Origin of the sequence: Nocardia sp. SSK8, from assembly GCF_037034205.1 — a bacterium.
Classification (GTDB): domain Bacteria; phylum Actinomycetota; class Actinomycetes; order Mycobacteriales; family Mycobacteriaceae; genus Nocardia.
Genome location: NZ_JBAGKD010000002.1, coordinates 422,759 through 438,057, shown reverse-complemented (window position 1 = coordinate 438,057; position 15,299 = coordinate 422,759). Strand labels below are relative to the sequence as shown.

The 15,299-nt window shown below is 70.1% G+C and carries 14 protein-coding genes; 8 read left to right on the top strand and 6 right to left on the bottom strand.

The window, feature by feature from the left end; genetic code table 11:
• Positions 1 to 147 precede the first annotated feature (147 nt).
• On the top strand, positions 148 to 1,857 hold the full coding sequence (locus tag WA675_RS05475) for a glycoside hydrolase domain-containing protein (RefSeq protein ID WP_336082452.1): 1,710 nt from the start codon (positions 148 to 150) through the stop codon (positions 1,855 to 1,857).
• Here WA675_RS05475 and WA675_RS05470 read toward each other — a convergent pair.
• Together WA675_RS05470 and WA675_RS05465 are read right to left on the bottom strand one after the other, a co-directional pair.
• Entirely contained in the window at positions 1,854 to 2,039 is a 186-nt protein-coding gene (locus tag WA675_RS05470) for a hypothetical protein (protein ID WP_336082450.1), read from the bottom strand. The two genes, WA675_RS05475 and WA675_RS05470, sit on opposite strands and share 4 nt — an antisense overlap.
• A gap of 49 nt (positions 2,040 to 2,088) precedes the next feature.
• Complete coding sequence (locus WA675_RS05465; protein ID WP_336082448.1) at positions 2,089 to 3,021, bottom strand: hypothetical protein; 933 nt, start codon at positions 3,019 to 3,021, stop codon at positions 2,089 to 2,091.
• Between the two features lie 525 nt (positions 3,022 to 3,546).
• On the opposite strand from WA675_RS05465, the gene WA675_RS05460 reads away from it, so the two are divergent.
• The 5 genes from WA675_RS05460 to WA675_RS05440 all read left to right on the top strand — a co-directional run bounded on the left by WA675_RS05460 (position 3,547) and on the right by WA675_RS05440 (position 8,085).
• Positions 3,547 to 3,999 (top strand): tautomerase family protein, encoded by a 453-nt coding sequence (locus tag WA675_RS05460; RefSeq protein ID WP_336082446.1) that lies wholly within the window; start codon positions 3,547 to 3,549, stop codon positions 3,997 to 3,999.
• A 13-nt stretch (positions 4,000 to 4,012) separates the two neighbouring features.
• The gene (locus WA675_RS05455; RefSeq protein WP_336082444.1) at positions 4,013 to 4,375 is read left to right on the top strand and encodes a hypothetical protein; all 363 of its coding nucleotides are present in this window, start codon (positions 4,013 to 4,015) and stop codon (positions 4,373 to 4,375) included.
• A gap of 103 nt (positions 4,376 to 4,478) precedes the next feature.
• On the top strand, positions 4,479 to 5,024 hold the full coding sequence (locus WA675_RS05450; protein WP_336082443.1) for a TetR/AcrR family transcriptional regulator: 546 nt from the start codon (positions 4,479 to 4,481) through the stop codon (positions 5,022 to 5,024).
• Positions 5,025 to 5,095: 71 nt separating this feature from the next.
• Positions 5,096 to 6,613, top strand: coding sequence for a MutS-related protein (locus tag WA675_RS05445; RefSeq protein WP_336082441.1), 1,518 nt, complete (start codon positions 5,096 to 5,098; stop codon positions 6,611 to 6,613).
• Positions 6,604 to 8,085, top strand: coding sequence for a MutS-related protein (locus WA675_RS05440; RefSeq protein WP_336082439.1), 1,482 nt, complete (start codon positions 6,604 to 6,606; stop codon positions 8,083 to 8,085). The genes WA675_RS05445 and WA675_RS05440 overlap by 10 nt, the downstream gene beginning before the upstream one ends.
• A gap of 111 nt (positions 8,086 to 8,196) precedes the next feature.
• Here WA675_RS05440 and WA675_RS05435 read toward each other — a convergent pair whose 3' ends face one another.
• Positions 8,197 to 9,441 (bottom strand): FAD-dependent oxidoreductase, encoded by a 1,245-nt coding sequence (locus WA675_RS05435; RefSeq protein ID WP_336082438.1) that lies wholly within the window; start codon positions 9,439 to 9,441, stop codon positions 8,197 to 8,199.
• Between the two features lie 95 nt (positions 9,442 to 9,536).
• Here WA675_RS05435 and WA675_RS05430 point away from each other — a divergent pair, with 95 nt between their 5' ends.
• The gene (locus WA675_RS05430) at positions 9,537 to 10,574 is read left to right on the top strand and encodes a helix-turn-helix transcriptional regulator (protein ID WP_336082436.1); all 1,038 of its coding nucleotides are present in this window, start codon (positions 9,537 to 9,539) and stop codon (positions 10,572 to 10,574) included.
• On the opposite strand, the gene WA675_RS05425 is transcribed toward WA675_RS05430, so the two are convergent.
• Together WA675_RS05425 and WA675_RS05420 are read right to left on the bottom strand one after the other, a co-directional pair.
• Entirely contained in the window at positions 10,571 to 10,969 is a 399-nt protein-coding gene (locus WA675_RS05425; protein ID WP_336082434.1) for a squamosa promoter-binding protein 15, read from the bottom strand. The genes WA675_RS05430 and WA675_RS05425 overlap by 4 nt on opposite strands.
• Positions 10,970 to 10,979: 10 nt before the next feature.
• Positions 10,980 to 12,959 (bottom strand): S9 family peptidase, encoded by a 1,980-nt coding sequence (locus WA675_RS05420; protein ID WP_336082433.1) that lies wholly within the window; start codon positions 12,957 to 12,959, stop codon positions 10,980 to 10,982.
• Between the two features lie 177 nt (positions 12,960 to 13,136).
• Here WA675_RS05420 and WA675_RS05415 point away from each other — a divergent pair, with 177 nt between their 5' ends.
• On the top strand, positions 13,137 to 14,087 hold the full coding sequence (locus WA675_RS05415) for an aminoglycoside phosphotransferase family protein (protein WP_336082432.1): 951 nt from the start codon (positions 13,137 to 13,139) through the stop codon (positions 14,085 to 14,087).
• On the opposite strand, the gene WA675_RS05410 is transcribed toward WA675_RS05415, so the two are convergent.
• Positions 14,088 to 15,209: an acyl-CoA dehydrogenase family protein gene (locus WA675_RS05410; RefSeq protein ID WP_336082431.1), complete on the bottom strand. Its 1,122-nt coding sequence runs from the start codon at positions 15,207 to 15,209 to the stop codon at positions 14,088 to 14,090.
• Between the last annotated feature and the right edge of the window lie 90 nt (positions 15,210 to 15,299).

Sequence of the window (15,299 nt, the reverse complement as noted above, 5' to 3'; positions counted from 1 at the left end):
TCGCCCGTCGCGCCGGGTACGTCGCTGTTCGTGAGTGAATCATAGTGCGCGCCTACGGCTTTCACCTAGACTTTTCCCAGGGTGAGATCCTCGGTCACCCGGCGTGAACCAGACCATCGGAAAATGCCGTCTCGCAGGGGGTCAACCATGTCTACCGCTGTCGATTTCGCCGCCCGGCTCATCGATCCCGCGGCCATCGCCGCCGCAGGCCACTCGGCGGTCCTCGCCTACGTCTCGCCGAGCAGGCCGGGCGCGAACTTCGGCGCCAAACCCATCACCGCGGAGTATGCCCGGGCACTGGCCGCCGCGGGCCTGGATGTCGTCTCCATCTGGCAGTACGGCAAACCCGGCGACGCCACCCCCTCGGACTGGACCACCGGCTTCGACGGCGGCAGGCGCATGGCCGAGCAGGCCCGCGCCACCCATCTGAGCCTGGGCGCCCCCGCGCACGCGCCGATCTTCTTCGCCGTCGACGAGGACATCACGCTCACCCAGTGGAACAGCACCGCGGTCGAGTTCTTCCGCGGCGTCAACGCCGTGCTCGGCACCGCCAATACCGGGATCTACGGGCATTCGCGGGTGTGCGCGTGGGCGATGGAGGACGGGGTCGTCGGTGGCCGCGGCGGATTCGGCTGGGTGTGGCAGACCCGCGCCTGGTCGGGCACCGAACGCGAACCACGCGCGGTGCTGTACCAGCGGGTGATCGACACCCCCACCAACCCGGGGCCGAAGATCGACGGCACCTCGGTCGACGTCAACGACATCCTCGCCCCCGATTTCGGCCAGTGGGCCCTGGACCGCACCATCAACGTCCCGCGGTTCACCGAGATCGACCGGCTCGGCCCCTCGCACTCGCCGCGCGACGGCGCCCGCATCACCAATTTCATCCTGCACACCCAGGAAGGCAACGGCACCGCCGAATCCCTGGCCGCCTACCTCAACAACCCCGCCAACGGCGTCTCCTACCACTACACCCTGCGCGACGGCGTGCTGGCGCGGGTGGTGCCCGAGGAACTGGCGTCGTGGTCGGTGCTGTCGGCCAACCCGTTCACGGTGAACCTGTGCTTCGCGGGGAGCCGGGTGGCCTGGTCGCGCCAGCAGTGGCTGGCCATCGACGCCGACCTGCGCATCGCCGCGTATATCGCCGTGCGCAGCGCCCTGCGCCACGGCTACGCCACCGCCGTGATCGCCCCCGACTACCGGGTGGCCGAGGGCATCACCGACCACAACTACGTGACCCGCGCCCTCGGCATCGGCAGCCACACCGATGTCGGCCCGAACTTCCCCTGGGATGTCTTCGCCGGTCACGTCGCCGATTTCGCCGGTGCCAGCCCCAACGCGATCGATGACCGGGCCGCCGTGTCGCCGTGGCTGGGGCAGCGCCGCACCGACGGCGAGATCGCCACACCCGACGGAATCGGGCGTTTCGCGGAGTTCGAACACGGCTACGTCTACTGGCACCCGGCCACCGACGCCCACGCCATCCCGACCGCGATCATGACCAAGTACGCCGAACTCGGCTGGGAGGCCGGGCCGCTCGGCTACCCGATCGCCGAGCACACCGAACTGCCCGACCCGCGCGGCACCGGACCCGGCCTCGCCCAGGCCTTCCAGGGCGGGATCGTCTACCGGCGCGCGGGCCGCCCGGCCTATCGGGTACACGGGGCCATCGGCGCCCGCTGGGCCGCCTCCGGTTACGAGAACGGCCCGCTGGGCTGGCCGATGTCCGAGGAGATCGGCCACGACGACGGCATGTATCAGGAGTTCGAGTTCGGCCGGGTCTACTGGGTGCCCCAGCAGGTGGTCGCCCTGCGCAACTCCGGCGACCCCGATACGCCGCTGGCGCGCCCGGCCTAGCCGAGCAGCAGGGCGAGGGTGGTAGCGGCGACACCCAGGATCAGGGCCGCCACCACCACGATCGCGATGAGCCGCGTGCGCGGCGACGGGCCCTGGTAGGTCGGTTCCTCGTTCAGCATGTCCGCGAGATCGAGGGCGGCGAATTCACGGGTCGTTTCCAGGGGTCCGGGCTGCTCGGTCATGACCGCACAGGCTAGTCGAGCCCGTCGCGTCAGGCGAGCGTTACCCCGATCATGGCTGCGGCACAGCCGTTCTGGTGGCGGCGAGCAGATCGTCGAGACGACGTTCGGCGCGCTCGGCCCGGGCGAGGGTCTCCTGACGGACCTCGTCGAGCGCGGCCACTCGCTCGGCGGCCTCTGCCCTGGCCTGGTCGAGCGCGGCCGCGGCTTCGGCGCGCCGCTGGTCGGCCTCCGCGCTCGCGGTGCGCCGCAGCTCGGCGAGTTCGAGCCGGGTCTGGTCCAGTTCGGTGCGGGCGGTATCGAGTTCGGCGCGGGCCCTGCGCCATTCCTCGCGGGCCTCGGCGGCGGCTTCGACCCGTTCGGCGGTGGCCTGTTCGGCGCGGGCGGTGGCGCGGTCGGCGTCGGCGGCGCGCTGGATGGCCAGGTCGCGTTCGGCGGTGGCGGCGGCGATGCGGGCCTCGGCGTCGCGGCGGGCGTGCGCGATCTCGGTGGCGGCGCGTTCTTCGGCGCGAGCGATGGTCTCGGCGGACTCTCGCTCGACGGCGGCGATATCGTCGGCGGCCTTCTGCTGGGCGGCCCGGATGTCGGCGTCGGCCTCGCTGCGGGCGGCGAACACGTCCTCGGCGGCCTGTTTGGTGACGCGGTCGACCGAGGCGAGGACCTCGTCGCGGGCGGCGAGTGCTTCGGTGACAGCCTGTTCGGCCTGTTCGGCGGCAGTGACCGCGTCCTGGGCGACCGATTCCGCGAGTGCGCGGGCCTCATCGGCTTCGCGGCGTGCCTGTTCGGTGGCGACGGCGGTCATTTCGGCTTCGGCGATGCGGCGGGCGGCGTCGGCCTGTACCGCCTGGACCTGCGCTTCGGCGACCGACGGGTCACCCAGGGTCTGTAGTTCGGCGACGGCGGCGTTCAGGGTGGTGCCCAATTGTTCGGCCAGTCCACGGAATTGGCCGAGTAGTTCGTCGGCGCGCAACCGTGCCACCGTCACCGGGCCTTGTTGCGTCACAGTGACGGAAGCGGGTGTGGCCTCCGACTCCTGCTGGAGCCGTTGCCTTTCCCGCCACGCCCGCCATCGTGTGTGGTCCGGGTGGTCGCAGTATTCGGAGGGACGGCCGGGGCCGCCGCCGCGGGTGATGGGGCGGGCACAGCCCGGATAGTTGCAGACGCTCGACACGGGAGAATCGTAACGTTGGTTTCGTCAATTGCTTACGTTTCCGACGAAACGAAATCCGTGTCGCCCCTTCACGGTTCGATTCCTGACCGTCAGCGCCTAACCTCCGATAAGTGAACATTATCGGTGGTCAGCTTCTCCCTCATGCTCGATGTACCTCGAACCATTTGCGTTTACGTTTGGTTGGAAGTGACGCAACGTATCTGCGACATAACCGGGGCAAAACTGTGCACGGTAGTACGACCGTCCCGAAACGGCCGTTTTGCCGAAGGGCCTGTCCCATTTCCTAGGTCCTATGCAATACTGCATAGGAAATCAGTTCCACCGCCCCGAGGAGTCCCCATGCCGATGATCGATGTCACCGCCGTCCGCGGATCCATCCCCGACGCCGTCCGCCCGCAGCTCCTCGACGAGCTCGCGACGATCCTGCTGCGCTGGGAAGGCGCCCCCGACACCGAGTTCTTCCGCGAGATCAGCTGGGTGTACTTCCACGAGATCGACGCCACCCAGCTCGCCGTCGGTGGACGCGCGGGTGGCAGTCCGCGCTTCCGCGTCGAGATCACCGTGCCCGCGGGCGCGCTCTCGGCGCGCCGCAAGGAAGGACTCATCGCCGACGTGCACACCGCGGTCGTCACCGCCGCCGGACTCGACCCGCACAGCCCCCAGGCCCTGCACGTGTGGACGCTGATCCGCGAGATCCCCGAAGGCAGCTGGGGTGCCGCCGGTGCCGCGGTCCGGTTCGAGGCACTCAAGGCCACCTCGGCCGCCGAGCGGGAGAAGGCGCGCACCACCTAGCAAGATGGCGGTCATGAACCTGACACAGCTGAGCGCGACCATCGAGGACGCGGTCGCCACCCATCTCAACGAACTCGGCCGGATGTCAGGATTGTTGCCGCTGGCCTGGTTCGTCGCGCCGTCGGTCACCGACGACGACGAGCGGGAGGCAGTGCTGTCCCTCGAAGGCCAGGTGGGTGGCCATCTTCCGCAGCACCCGGGGTGGATCGTCGATCAATGGGCCCAGGCGCTCGGGTTGCGTCCGGTGCTCGCGCCGCCGCCCGGGGTGCACGCGGTCGAGGGGCTGCTCGAGCCGGTGCCGGGTGAGTATCGCTTCGAGGTCCGGGTCTGGGGCGTCCTCGGTCAGGCCGCGCCGTACGCCCCGGGGCCGCGTTGATGACCGGCGGCCCGATTATGCGAGGTAGCATAGCGAAGTCCGGATCCGTCCTCTTGTCAGGAGTGTCACCGCCGTGGGAGCCCGCACCAACACTCGCCAGAGAATGCTGCACAGCGCGGTCCAGCTGCTGCGCGAGCGGGGTGCGGCCGGAGTGACCATCGATGCCGTGCTGGCCCGCAGCGAGGCACCACGCGGCTCGGTCTATCACCATTTCCCCGGCGGGCGCGCGCAGATCATGACCGAATCGCTGACGCTGGCAGGCGATGCCATCAGCGCCATCATCGACCAGGCCGCCGCGCAGAGCGCGGTCACGACATTGCGGCAGTTCGGGCAGTTCTGGACCGCGCTGCTCGAACAGTCCGATTTCGGGGCGGGCTGCCCGGTGGTGTCGGTGGCGGTGGGCAGCTCGCCCGAGGACGAGCACCTGCAGCCCTCGGTGGCGGCGATCCTCGGGCGCTGGCATGCGGGGCTGGTCACCGCGATCGAGACCGACGGGGTGCCGTCGCCGCGCGCGCAGCGGCTGGCCACCATGGCGATCGCGGCGGTCGAGGGCGCGGTGATCCTGTGCCGGGTGAACCGGTCAACGACCGCGCTCGACGAAGTCATCGACGAACTCGAGGTCGTGTTCACCGCGGCGCTGCCCGCTTGATCCTTGACGGGCGCGGCACCGCTCCCTAGCCTGCCTCACGGACGCCGTCGGCACAGCGGAGGAGGGCGCGGATGCGCGCGGACAGCGTGATCTGGCCGGGGGATCCCTCGACCGTCGCGGCGATGATCGTCGATGACGCGACCGTCGCCGATCTGCGACTCGACCAGGTGATCGCCGCCGTCGTCGGCGCGCCGGACGAGTTCGGGCTCACCGCGCTGATGCGCAGGCCGGTCCGCGATCCCGACATCGTGCGCTACCGGCAGGAAGTCTTCGCCGACCTCGCCGATCCCGAAATCCGCGCGGTCTTCGACGATTTCGCCGCGGGCATGCGGCGGGTGCGGCGCCGTGTGACCGGTGCGGCCCGGCTCCAGCATCCCCGCCAGCAGCAACGCTGGCAGCTCGACGCCGCCGCCGACTACCTCGATATCCTCACCGCGATGGCCGCGGCGCTGCCCACACGTCCCCTGACCTCGCGAGCACTGTCTCGCTGGCGCGACGCGCTCACCGAGGCGGTGGCGGGACCGGGGCTAGCCCACCTCGGCGAGGATGTCCGCGCGACCCGGCAGGCGCTGGCCACCGTGCGCTACAGCGTCCGGGTGCTCGGCACCGACACGATCGAGGTCGGCCCCGACGACAGCGAGATCGACTACAGCGCCACGGTGTCACAATTGCTCGCCCGGTTCGGCGCCGGTCCCCCGCCGCCGCGGGACCCGCAGCCGGAATGGCCGGACATGAACCAGATGGAGGAACAGATCCTCGATCGGGTCGCGGCCCTGTTCCCCGCACCGTTCGCGCGCCTGGCCGCCTTCGCCGACCGGCACGCCCACTTCCTCGATCCCGCCGTCGTCACCTTCGACCGCGACATCCATTTCTATCTCCGCTATCTCGACTTCGCGGCCCGGATCGGCAGGCCACTGACTTTGCCGACCGTGGTGGCCACCGACCTCGGCGCCGAAGACGCCTTCGATCTGGCGCTGGCCGCCAAACTCGGCGGCCCACCGGAGGTGGGCAACGACTTCGAGCTGTCCGGGCCCGAACGCGTCCTGATCGTCACCGGCCCCAACCAGGGCGGCAAGACCACCTTCGCGCGCATGGTCGGCCAGCTCGCCTATCTCACCGCGCTGGGCTGCCCGGTTCCGGCGCGCGCGGCCCGGCTGCCGCTGCCCGACCGGCTGACCACCCATTTCGAACGTGCCGAACAGGCCGCTGACGCCGACGGCCGCCTGCTGGCCGAACTCGACCGTGTCCGTGACACCCTCGACCACGCCACCGCGAACAGCCTGCTCATCCTCAACGAGAGTTTCAGTTCCACCAGCACGGTCGACGGTGTCCGGATCGGGCGCCGGATTCTCGACAAGATCATCGCCGCGGGCTCGGTCGCGGTGTGGGTGACCTTCTTCGACGAACTCGCCGCCGACCGGCCGGAAACGGTCAGCATGGTCGCGGCCACCGCCCCCGGCGATCCCGCGCGCCGCACCTTCCGGATCGAACGCCGTGCCGCCGACGGCAACGCCCACGCGGTGGTCCTGGCCGAACGCTACGGGCTCACCTACGATCTCGTGACCGCCAGGATGACCGCATGCGAGTGAACCTGCTCCACCCCGCCGACCGGATTCCCGGTGCCGCCGTCAACGGTGCGCATGTCGTCGCCGATCTGGGTCTGGAATCGCTGTTCACGGCCATGGCCGACGGCGACCCGCTGATCCTCGACGTGGTGCGCGCCACGGTGCCTGCCACGCTCACCGATCCCGAGGTCATCGGCTACCGCCACGCGGTGCTGGCCGACTGCCTGGCCCAGCCCGAGGTGGTCCGTGAGCTGTACCGGATCGCGGTGGAACCGACCGGGATCCGACGTTGGCCCGCCGGGGGTGGACGGCGCGCGGGCGGCAAACTGGTGCTGTCGCTGCCGCCGTTCACCGAACTGCTCGGCTGTCTGCGGCGGTTGCGCGCGCACTGCCGCGCGCACACCTTCACCTCGGCAGGGCTGCGCGCACTGGCCGACACCGTGACCGAACACTTCGACGAGGACTACCTCGACACCGTCGACACCCACCTCACCGCCTTGCATTTCGACCACGGCATCCACCTCGGTGCCGGGCTGGGCATCGGCAACAAGATCGCCGACATCGTCCTGCGCGCACCGCTGCCCGCCCGCCGGACACGCTTCGGGTTCGACCGTCGCGCCGCCCGCGCGTTCCACCCCATCGAGGACCCCGAGGCCCGCGCCAACCCCACCCTCAACCCGGTCGTGCAGCTGCGCGACAAGGCGCTGGCCGATCTCGCCGAGGTGGTCGCGTACGCCGCCGACCACATCCACGCCTTCTTCGAGCGGCTGCGCACCGAACTGGCCTTCTACCTCGGCTGCCTGAACCTGCACGACCGGTTGCGCGCCACCGGGATCCCGACCTGCCTGCCGACCGTCCACCCCGCCGGTCCGCCGCGCCTGCGCACCACCGGCCTGCGCGACATCACCCTGTGCCTGGCCACCGACCGGGCCGTCGTCGGCAACGACCTCGACGCGACCGGACGGACCCTGCTGGTCGTCACCGGCGCCAACAACGGCGGCAAATCCACCTTCCTGCGCAGCCTCGGCGCCGCCCAGATCATGCTGCAGGCAGGCATGTTCGTGCCTGCCGAGACCTTCGAATCCGAACTGCGCACCGGCATCTTCACCCATTTCGTCACCGACGAAGACCGCACCATGACCTACGGCAAACTCGTCGACGAACTCGTCCGCATGCGCGCCGTCGTCGACCACCTCACCCCCGGCGCCCTGCTGCTGTCCAACGAATCCTTCGCCTCCACCAGCGAACGCGACGCCACCCACATCCTCACCCCGCTCGTGGAAGCCCTCGTCGACACCGGCGTCACACCGGTCCTCGTCACCCACCTCTACGACTTCGCCCACACCCGCCACACCGCCGCCCACCCCACCGACCTGTTCCTGCGCGCCGGCCGCACCGCCGACGGCCACCGCACCTACCGCCTCACCCCCGGACCTCCCGAACCCACCAGCCACGCCGACGAGATCTACCACCAGGTCTTCCCGCCACAGCCGTGAAAAACCTGCTCCACCGAGACGATTCCGTATGCTGGCCCCGTGCAGGCCGAGATCGACCGGATAGTCGCCGACGTGCGGGAAGCCGACCGCCTCGGCGATACCGATTAGACGTCATCGTCTCGCCGACGGGTTCGGTCGGAGCCGGGCGGCCACTGCCAGGAGCGGGGTGAGAGTGGTGGTGGCCAAGGCGCCGGGGGTGGTGTCGGTGGCCAGGATCAGCCGGACGGTTCTCATCGCCGCGGTCAGGACCTGCGCGCCGCGTCGGCGCAGCTGTGTTTCGTAGTGTCCGATCGCGGCGGTGATGTCGGTGTGGCTGTCGAGCTGGGCGGCGAGGTCGGCGGCGTCCTGGATCGCCGCGCCCGCGCCCATTCCGGCGGTCGGTGGTGTGGCGTGGACGGCGTCGCCGAGCGCGGTGATGCGTCCCGTGGGCCAGGGTGCGAGGTCGGTGGCGCGGGTGGAGGCGGCGTTGAAGCGGAAAGCGGCGACACTGGCGGGGTCGGCGCGGGCAATCACCTCCAGGGTGTGGCGGGCCCAGTTGCGGTGGCGGAACCGGTCGATCAGCGCGGTTTGCCGGGCACGGCCGCGGAGTGCGCGCAGGGAATCGATGTCAGCGGATTCGGGAAACATCGCGCCCCAGATGTAGGTGGGGCCGGTCGTGATCGACATGCTCAGCGCGGGGGCGTCGAGGGCGGCGTTGCCGATCGGGTCGAGGTAGCCGACGTAGAGGGCGGCGCCCCGGGGACCGATGCCCATGGTCGATCGGGTGCCGAGCCGTTGCTGTTCGGTGAGGTCGAGGTCGGCGCGGCGGGTGCGGCCGGAGAACCCGATGAGGCCGGTCGGATGATTCGTCGGGCCTGCGGCGAGGTGGCGGCTGACAACCGAGTGGGTTCCGTCGGCGCCGACCACCAGATCCGCGGTCACCGACGTCCCCTCGACGAACACGACCCGCGGCGTTCCGTTGTCGTCGATGCCGACCTCCGAGACGGTGCTGCCGAGATGCAGGTCAGCGCCGACGGCATCCGCCAGCAGGGTGCGCAGGGTGATGCGGTCGATGTCGATGCTCGCGCTGCCCGTCAGGTCCGGGCCGTAGCCGAGCAGGCGGCCGCGGTAGTCCCAGAGCATGTCCCGATCGCGCAGGCGCAGGGCCGATCCCGAGGCCAGCAGGCGGCGCATGGTCTCCGGCGCGACCAGCCGCGCGAGTGCCGACTGGGCTCGCTCGTCGAGGGTGATGTGATAGCCGCCGGTCGCCGCGACATCGCGGTCACGGTCGAACACCGCCACCTCGTGACCGGCGCGGCGCAATCCCGCACCCAGTGCCAGTCCACCGATTCCGCCACCGACAATGACAACACGCATGCTCACTCCGCCTTCGCTCGTCGAATGCTCACGACGAAGACAGTGCCAGCGGTAGTGGACACGGGATGGCCACTACCGCTGGCACGATGAGGATCATGGCCAGTACCTCACACCGGGCACTGCGGCTGCTGTCCCTGCTCGGTTCACGCCGGACCTGGCAGCTCCGGGATCTCGCCACCCGGCTCACCGTCAGCGAACGCACCGTGCGCCGCGACCTGGACACCTTGCGCGAACTCGGCTACCCGGTCCAGACCGTGCGAGGCCCGAACGGCGGCTACCGCCTCGGCACCGGACACACCCTGCCGCCCCTGCTGCTCGACCACGACCAAGCCCTCGCGATCGCCATCGCGCTGCAAACCGCGCCCAGCTCCGTGTTCGGACTCCACGACGACACCGCCCGAGCCCTGACCACCCTGCAGCAAGCCATCCCGGACACACTGCGCGCCGCCATGGAATCCCTGCGCCTGACCAGGCTGCAGAACTATTGGGAATTCCCCGCACCCCCGATCGACACCGGCGCGCTCACCATCGTCGGCACCGCCGTGCGGCTGCGCCACCTCCTCGTCGCCGAATACCTCCGCGCCGACGGAACACGCCCCGCCCCCGACGATCCGGACTTCGCCGCAGCGCACCGGATCGAACCCCACCACCTCGTGGTGTGGGCGGGACGCTGGTATCTCATCGCCTACGACCCAGCCGACCACGAATGGCGAGTACACCGCGTCGACCGGCTCCACGCCCGGCCGACAACCCAACTCTTCACACCGCGCGAACTCCCCGGCGGCGACCTCGCCCACTTCGTCATGAGCAGCCACGACCGCGGCGACACCCCCGCCACCTGGCCGTGCACCGGCAGCGCACGCCTCACCCTCCCCGCTCACATCGTGGCCCGCTGGGCCCCCGGCGGCTCCGTCGTCGAACACCTCGACGACCACCACTGCCGCCTCACCCTCGGCGCCTGGTCATGGCCCGGCATCGCCGGAATCCTCGCCACCTTCGACACCGACCTCACCGACCTGCACCCACCCGAACTCCTCCACGCCTGCCACCGCCTCGCGCATCGCTACGCGAGCATCCAAACCTCAGATCGCGCCGGGCTTCCGCTTGACGACCGGCCCCGATCGGACCGCTAGTCGATGTCCGGTGGGTAGAAGTCAGTGTCGTCTTCCTGCGGGGACATCGGTGCGTACTGGCGGAGTTCGCCGTCACGCAACATCCACAGGCGGAAGTACTCCTCGTACTGGTCCTTGAGGAATACCTGGACCGCGTGCGGGACCTGCCACGGCAAGATGGCGGCACGATCGAGGATCGCGTTCAGATCCGCACGGTTGAGCGCGCCCGCCCAGATGGTGCACTCCGGACGCTTGTAGCCGCCCCATCGGTCGCCCTCACCGGTGATCTCCATGAGCCAGCCCACCGGGCGACCGGTGTTCATGACCGGATCGGTTCTCAGCCATTCGCTGAAGGTTTCGAGGGTGGGGATGTCGTCGTGGTTGACAGACACCATGATGTTGGCGACGTGACTCATTCGGTTTCGCTCACATGATATTCGAGAAGTTCTCGACCTCGACCGGGTCGATTCCTTCGTCCTCGGGCAGGGGGAAACCGAAGACCTGGGCGTAGAAGCTCAGTTCGGCGTCCAGGGCGGTGCGGATGTTCTCGGCGCGGCGGAAGCCGTGCTGTTCGCCCTCGAACAGGAGGTAGGCGACGGGGATTCGGCGGTCGCGGAGGGCGTCGACGATCATTTCGGACTGGTTGGGCGGGACGACGGCGTCCTCGCTGCCCTGCAGGACGATCAGGGGGCTGCGGAAGCGGTCGATGTGGTGGATGGGGGAACGGTCGCGGTAGCGGTCGCGTTCGGCGGGGTAGGCGCCGATCAGGCCGTCGAGGTAGCGGCTTTCGAATTTGTGGGTGTCGGCGGCGAGGGCCTCGAGGTCGGCCACGCCGTAGTGGTCGGCGCCCGCGGCGAACGGGGTTTCGGGGTGGGTGAGGGCGGCCAGGGTGGTGTAGCCGCCCGCCGAGCCGCCACGGATGGCCAGGCGGCGGGGGTCGACGCGGCCGGTGTCTGCCAGCCAGCGGGCCGCGGCGATGCAGTCGGCGACATCGACGATGCCCCAGGCCTCGTCGAGCAGGGCGCGGTAGGCGCGGCCGTACCCGGTGGAGCCGCCGTAATTGACATCGACGACGGCGAATCCGCGGCTCGTCCAGTACTGGGTCGACGGTGCGAGCACCGGGAGCGCGTGCGAGGTCGGGCCGCCGTGGATCACCACCAGCAGCGGCGGCAGTTCGCCCTCGGGCGCGCGATAACCGGTGCTGGTCGGCGGGTAGAACAGGGCGTGGGCGGTGCGCGGGGCGCCGTCGCGATCGGTCGACGGGAACGAGATCGGTTCGGGGACCGAGACAGCGGCGGCGGGCAGGCCCAGATCACGGGGTGCGCGCAGGGTTTCGAGTTCGGTGCCCGCGTCGGTGAGGGTGATGCGGTAGACGCCGAGTTCGGCGGTGGGGGTGCCCGCTGTCACGACGACCGCGTTCTCGCCCGCGCGCACGACCGCGAAGATCGCCGAGAACGGCAGATCCAGCTCGGTCACCGACCCGTCCGGGCGACGCAGGGCGAGCCCGTCGTAGCCGTCGCGCCACCGGGCGAACACGATCCCGCCGTCACCGAGCACCGCGTACCGTGCCGAACCCAACTGCCACGCGGGAACACCGATATCGGCCGCCATCTCGACAACCGGCTCGACCTCGCCACCCGGGGACCACCGGTAAAGATTCCACCACCCGTTGCGATCAGACAGAAACAGCAGTGAACCGTCGTCCTGCCAGCGCGGCTCCAGCACCGACTCACCCGGCCCACCCGCCACGACGGTCTCGACCCCGCTCGCGAGATCACGCACCCGCAGCACGGTGTCGTCCCACGGCATCGACGGATGATCCCAAGCCACCACGGCCAGCAACTTCCCGGTGGGATCGACCCGCGGCGCCACCACGAAATCCGGTCCACTGACCAGCACTTCCGGCCGCGACGGCCGCTCAGCGGACAACCGCACAATCTCATTACGCACATCCACCGCGCCACCCGCACCGACCGGATGCTGCTCACGGACCGCGACCAGCCACGCACCATCGGGCGCGAACGCACCGTCCCCGTAACGATCCCCGCGCGCCGCGGCAGGCTCCGGCGTCAAAGCAACCGGCTCCCCGCCCGGCTCCAGCCGATACACCCGCTGATCGGCCCAGTCGACGAAGAACACCACCCCGTCCCGCACCCACCACGCGGCACCCCCGTACTCGTGCACCGCGGTCCGCGCATCCCTCCCCACCGGCAACAAATCGGTCCGCGTCCCCGCCGCCGAACACCGCACGATCTGCGTCCGTCCCCCTTCCGCAGGCCGCCCCTCCGCCCAGTAGACATCGTCACCGTCCACCCGCACCTCACCCAAGCGCACCGCCGCGGCGACCACTTTCTCGGAAGTGATGGAAGTCGGCCAGGACCCGAACGGCAACTCACTGATCGTCACCCGGCCAGGCTAGCCGTCACCACCGCCCTTGGCAGGTCTCCGTCATCGGGCGCGTGACACGACGAATCGGTCGGCGGGCGGGGGCCGGTGATCGAGGCGCGTTCGACACCCGCGCCGCCGCCATACTCGACGGAAAACCCCTGGCCCCGAACCCGCCCGCATGACACGATCGCCGCCATGCCCGCCACCATGACCACCGACCAGCTCGCCGCCCGCACCGCCCGAGCCGTCGCGGCTGCCGTCGCCGCGGGCCGCGAACACGGCCTCACCGTGCGCGAACCCGTCGTCCTGCACGACATCTTCTCCGTCGTCGTGCATCTCGCCCCGGCACCGGTCGTGGTCCGGGTCCCGACCGTCTTGCCGCCGGGCAGCGACCTCGACGGCCTGATCCGCAGGCAGCGCACCGAACTCGACGTGGTCAGCTGGCTCGACGGCCACCAGGTGCCGGTGATCGCGCCCAGCCCGCTCGTCCCCACCGAACCCGTTCAGCGCGACGGCTTCTCGATGACCTTCTGGCAGTACGTCGACGTGGACCCCGACACCGAACCCGACTACGTCCACCATGCCGCCCTCGTCGCCGACCTGCACCTGGCCCTGCGCGACTACCCGGGCGACCTGCCGTTCCTCTCGGCCGCCGAACCCCACACCATCACCGCCGCCCTCGACGTCCTCGCCGACTCCCCGCAGCTGTTGCCACCCGCCGACCTCGACCGCGCCCGCCGCGAGTGGGCACTGCTCGAACCCCTCGCTTCCTCCCGCGCCGCCTTCGACGCCGAATTCCCCGGCACCGACCTGCAACCCGTCCACGGCGACGCCCCCGCCTACAACCTCGTCACCACCCGCACCGGCCCGCGCTACGCCGACTTCGAACTGACCACCCTCGGCCCCGTCGAATGGGACCTCGCCGCCTTCGGCCCGGATGTGGCCGCCGCCTACGACACCGCCGCCGGACGACTCGGCCTGCGCCCCCTCGACCAGCGGGTGCTGCGCTTCGTCGAAGCGATCGGGATGGCCCGCACCATCGCCTGCCTGCCGCTCATAGCCGAACAGCCGATGCTCGGCGACGCCCTGGCCCCCGCGATCGACCAGTGGCGCACCCAGCCGTTCGCGGGCGGACTCTTCGGCTGATCACCCGAGCGGGCTGTGCCCGAGCAGCACCCGGCCGCTGAACCGGGTCTGCTTGGCGCGCGGCAGCGGATGGAACTGGCAGCCGTGGATGTCACGGTAGAGCCGCTCCAGTTCGCAGGCGCGGGAATAGCCCGCACCGCCGGTGGTCTCGATCGCCAGCCGTACCGTGGTGATCAGCGCGTCCGCGGCGACCGTCTTCCGGCTGAGCGTGCGCGCGGCGTACTCGTCGGTGTTCGCGAACATCAGATCCGCCGCATCAGCGAACATGGCCGCGATCAGATCCGCCGCCGTGGTGTAGGCATTGACCATCTCACCCGCCGACTGCGCGGTGTGGGCCTCGCCGCGACCCGCGAGCAGCCGCGCCGTCACCTCCACCGCGGCATCGGCGACACCCAGATACGCCGACAGCACCAGCGGAAGCGCCGCGCCGATCACCACATTCAGCACCGGCGGCCACACCCCGACCGGACGGATCATCGACACCGCCGCATCAGGTACGAACACCTCCTCGAGCACCACCGTGTGTGAACCACTCGCCCGCAAGCCGAACGCGTCCCAGGTCTGCTCGATCCGAACACCCGGCGCCGACATCGGAATCGCGCAGTGCAGCACCTCCGCACCGAACCGGACACTGGTCACCAGCACATCACCGACCTCGCAACCACTCGCGGGCGCCTTCCGCGCACTCACCCGATAGCCGCCCTCGACCCGCTCGGCCGCACCGGTGGAATCCACCCAATCCGAGGCGCCGGTACTGACCAGGATCGCCCCGGCCGCCACCTTCGCGAACACCGCCGACGCGTCCACGCCGTGCTTGTGCCGCCACACCTGGGCGGCCACCAGATGCGAATGCATAGCGAAGGCCACCGCGGTCGACGGGTCGTGCCTGCCCAGCTCGCGCAGGATCGCGCCCATCTCCGTATGGGTCGCGCCACCACCCCCGAACTCGACGGGGACCAGAGCCGCCGACAAGCCACTGGACCGCAACAGGTCGAACGCGGCGACGGAGATCTCGCCGGTGCGGTCCCGCTCGGGGACCTCGGGACGCAGGGATTCACCGATCTCGCGGGCCAGGGCCACGCGGTCGACGACGGACGGGGAACCGGAAATTGTGGAAGTCATGTTTCGAACGTAGAAAGCGCCGCGATAACCAGATAGTCCAGAAAGTGGACCCACCCGGTCCAGGAAATAGACCCCGTCGACGAGGTGACC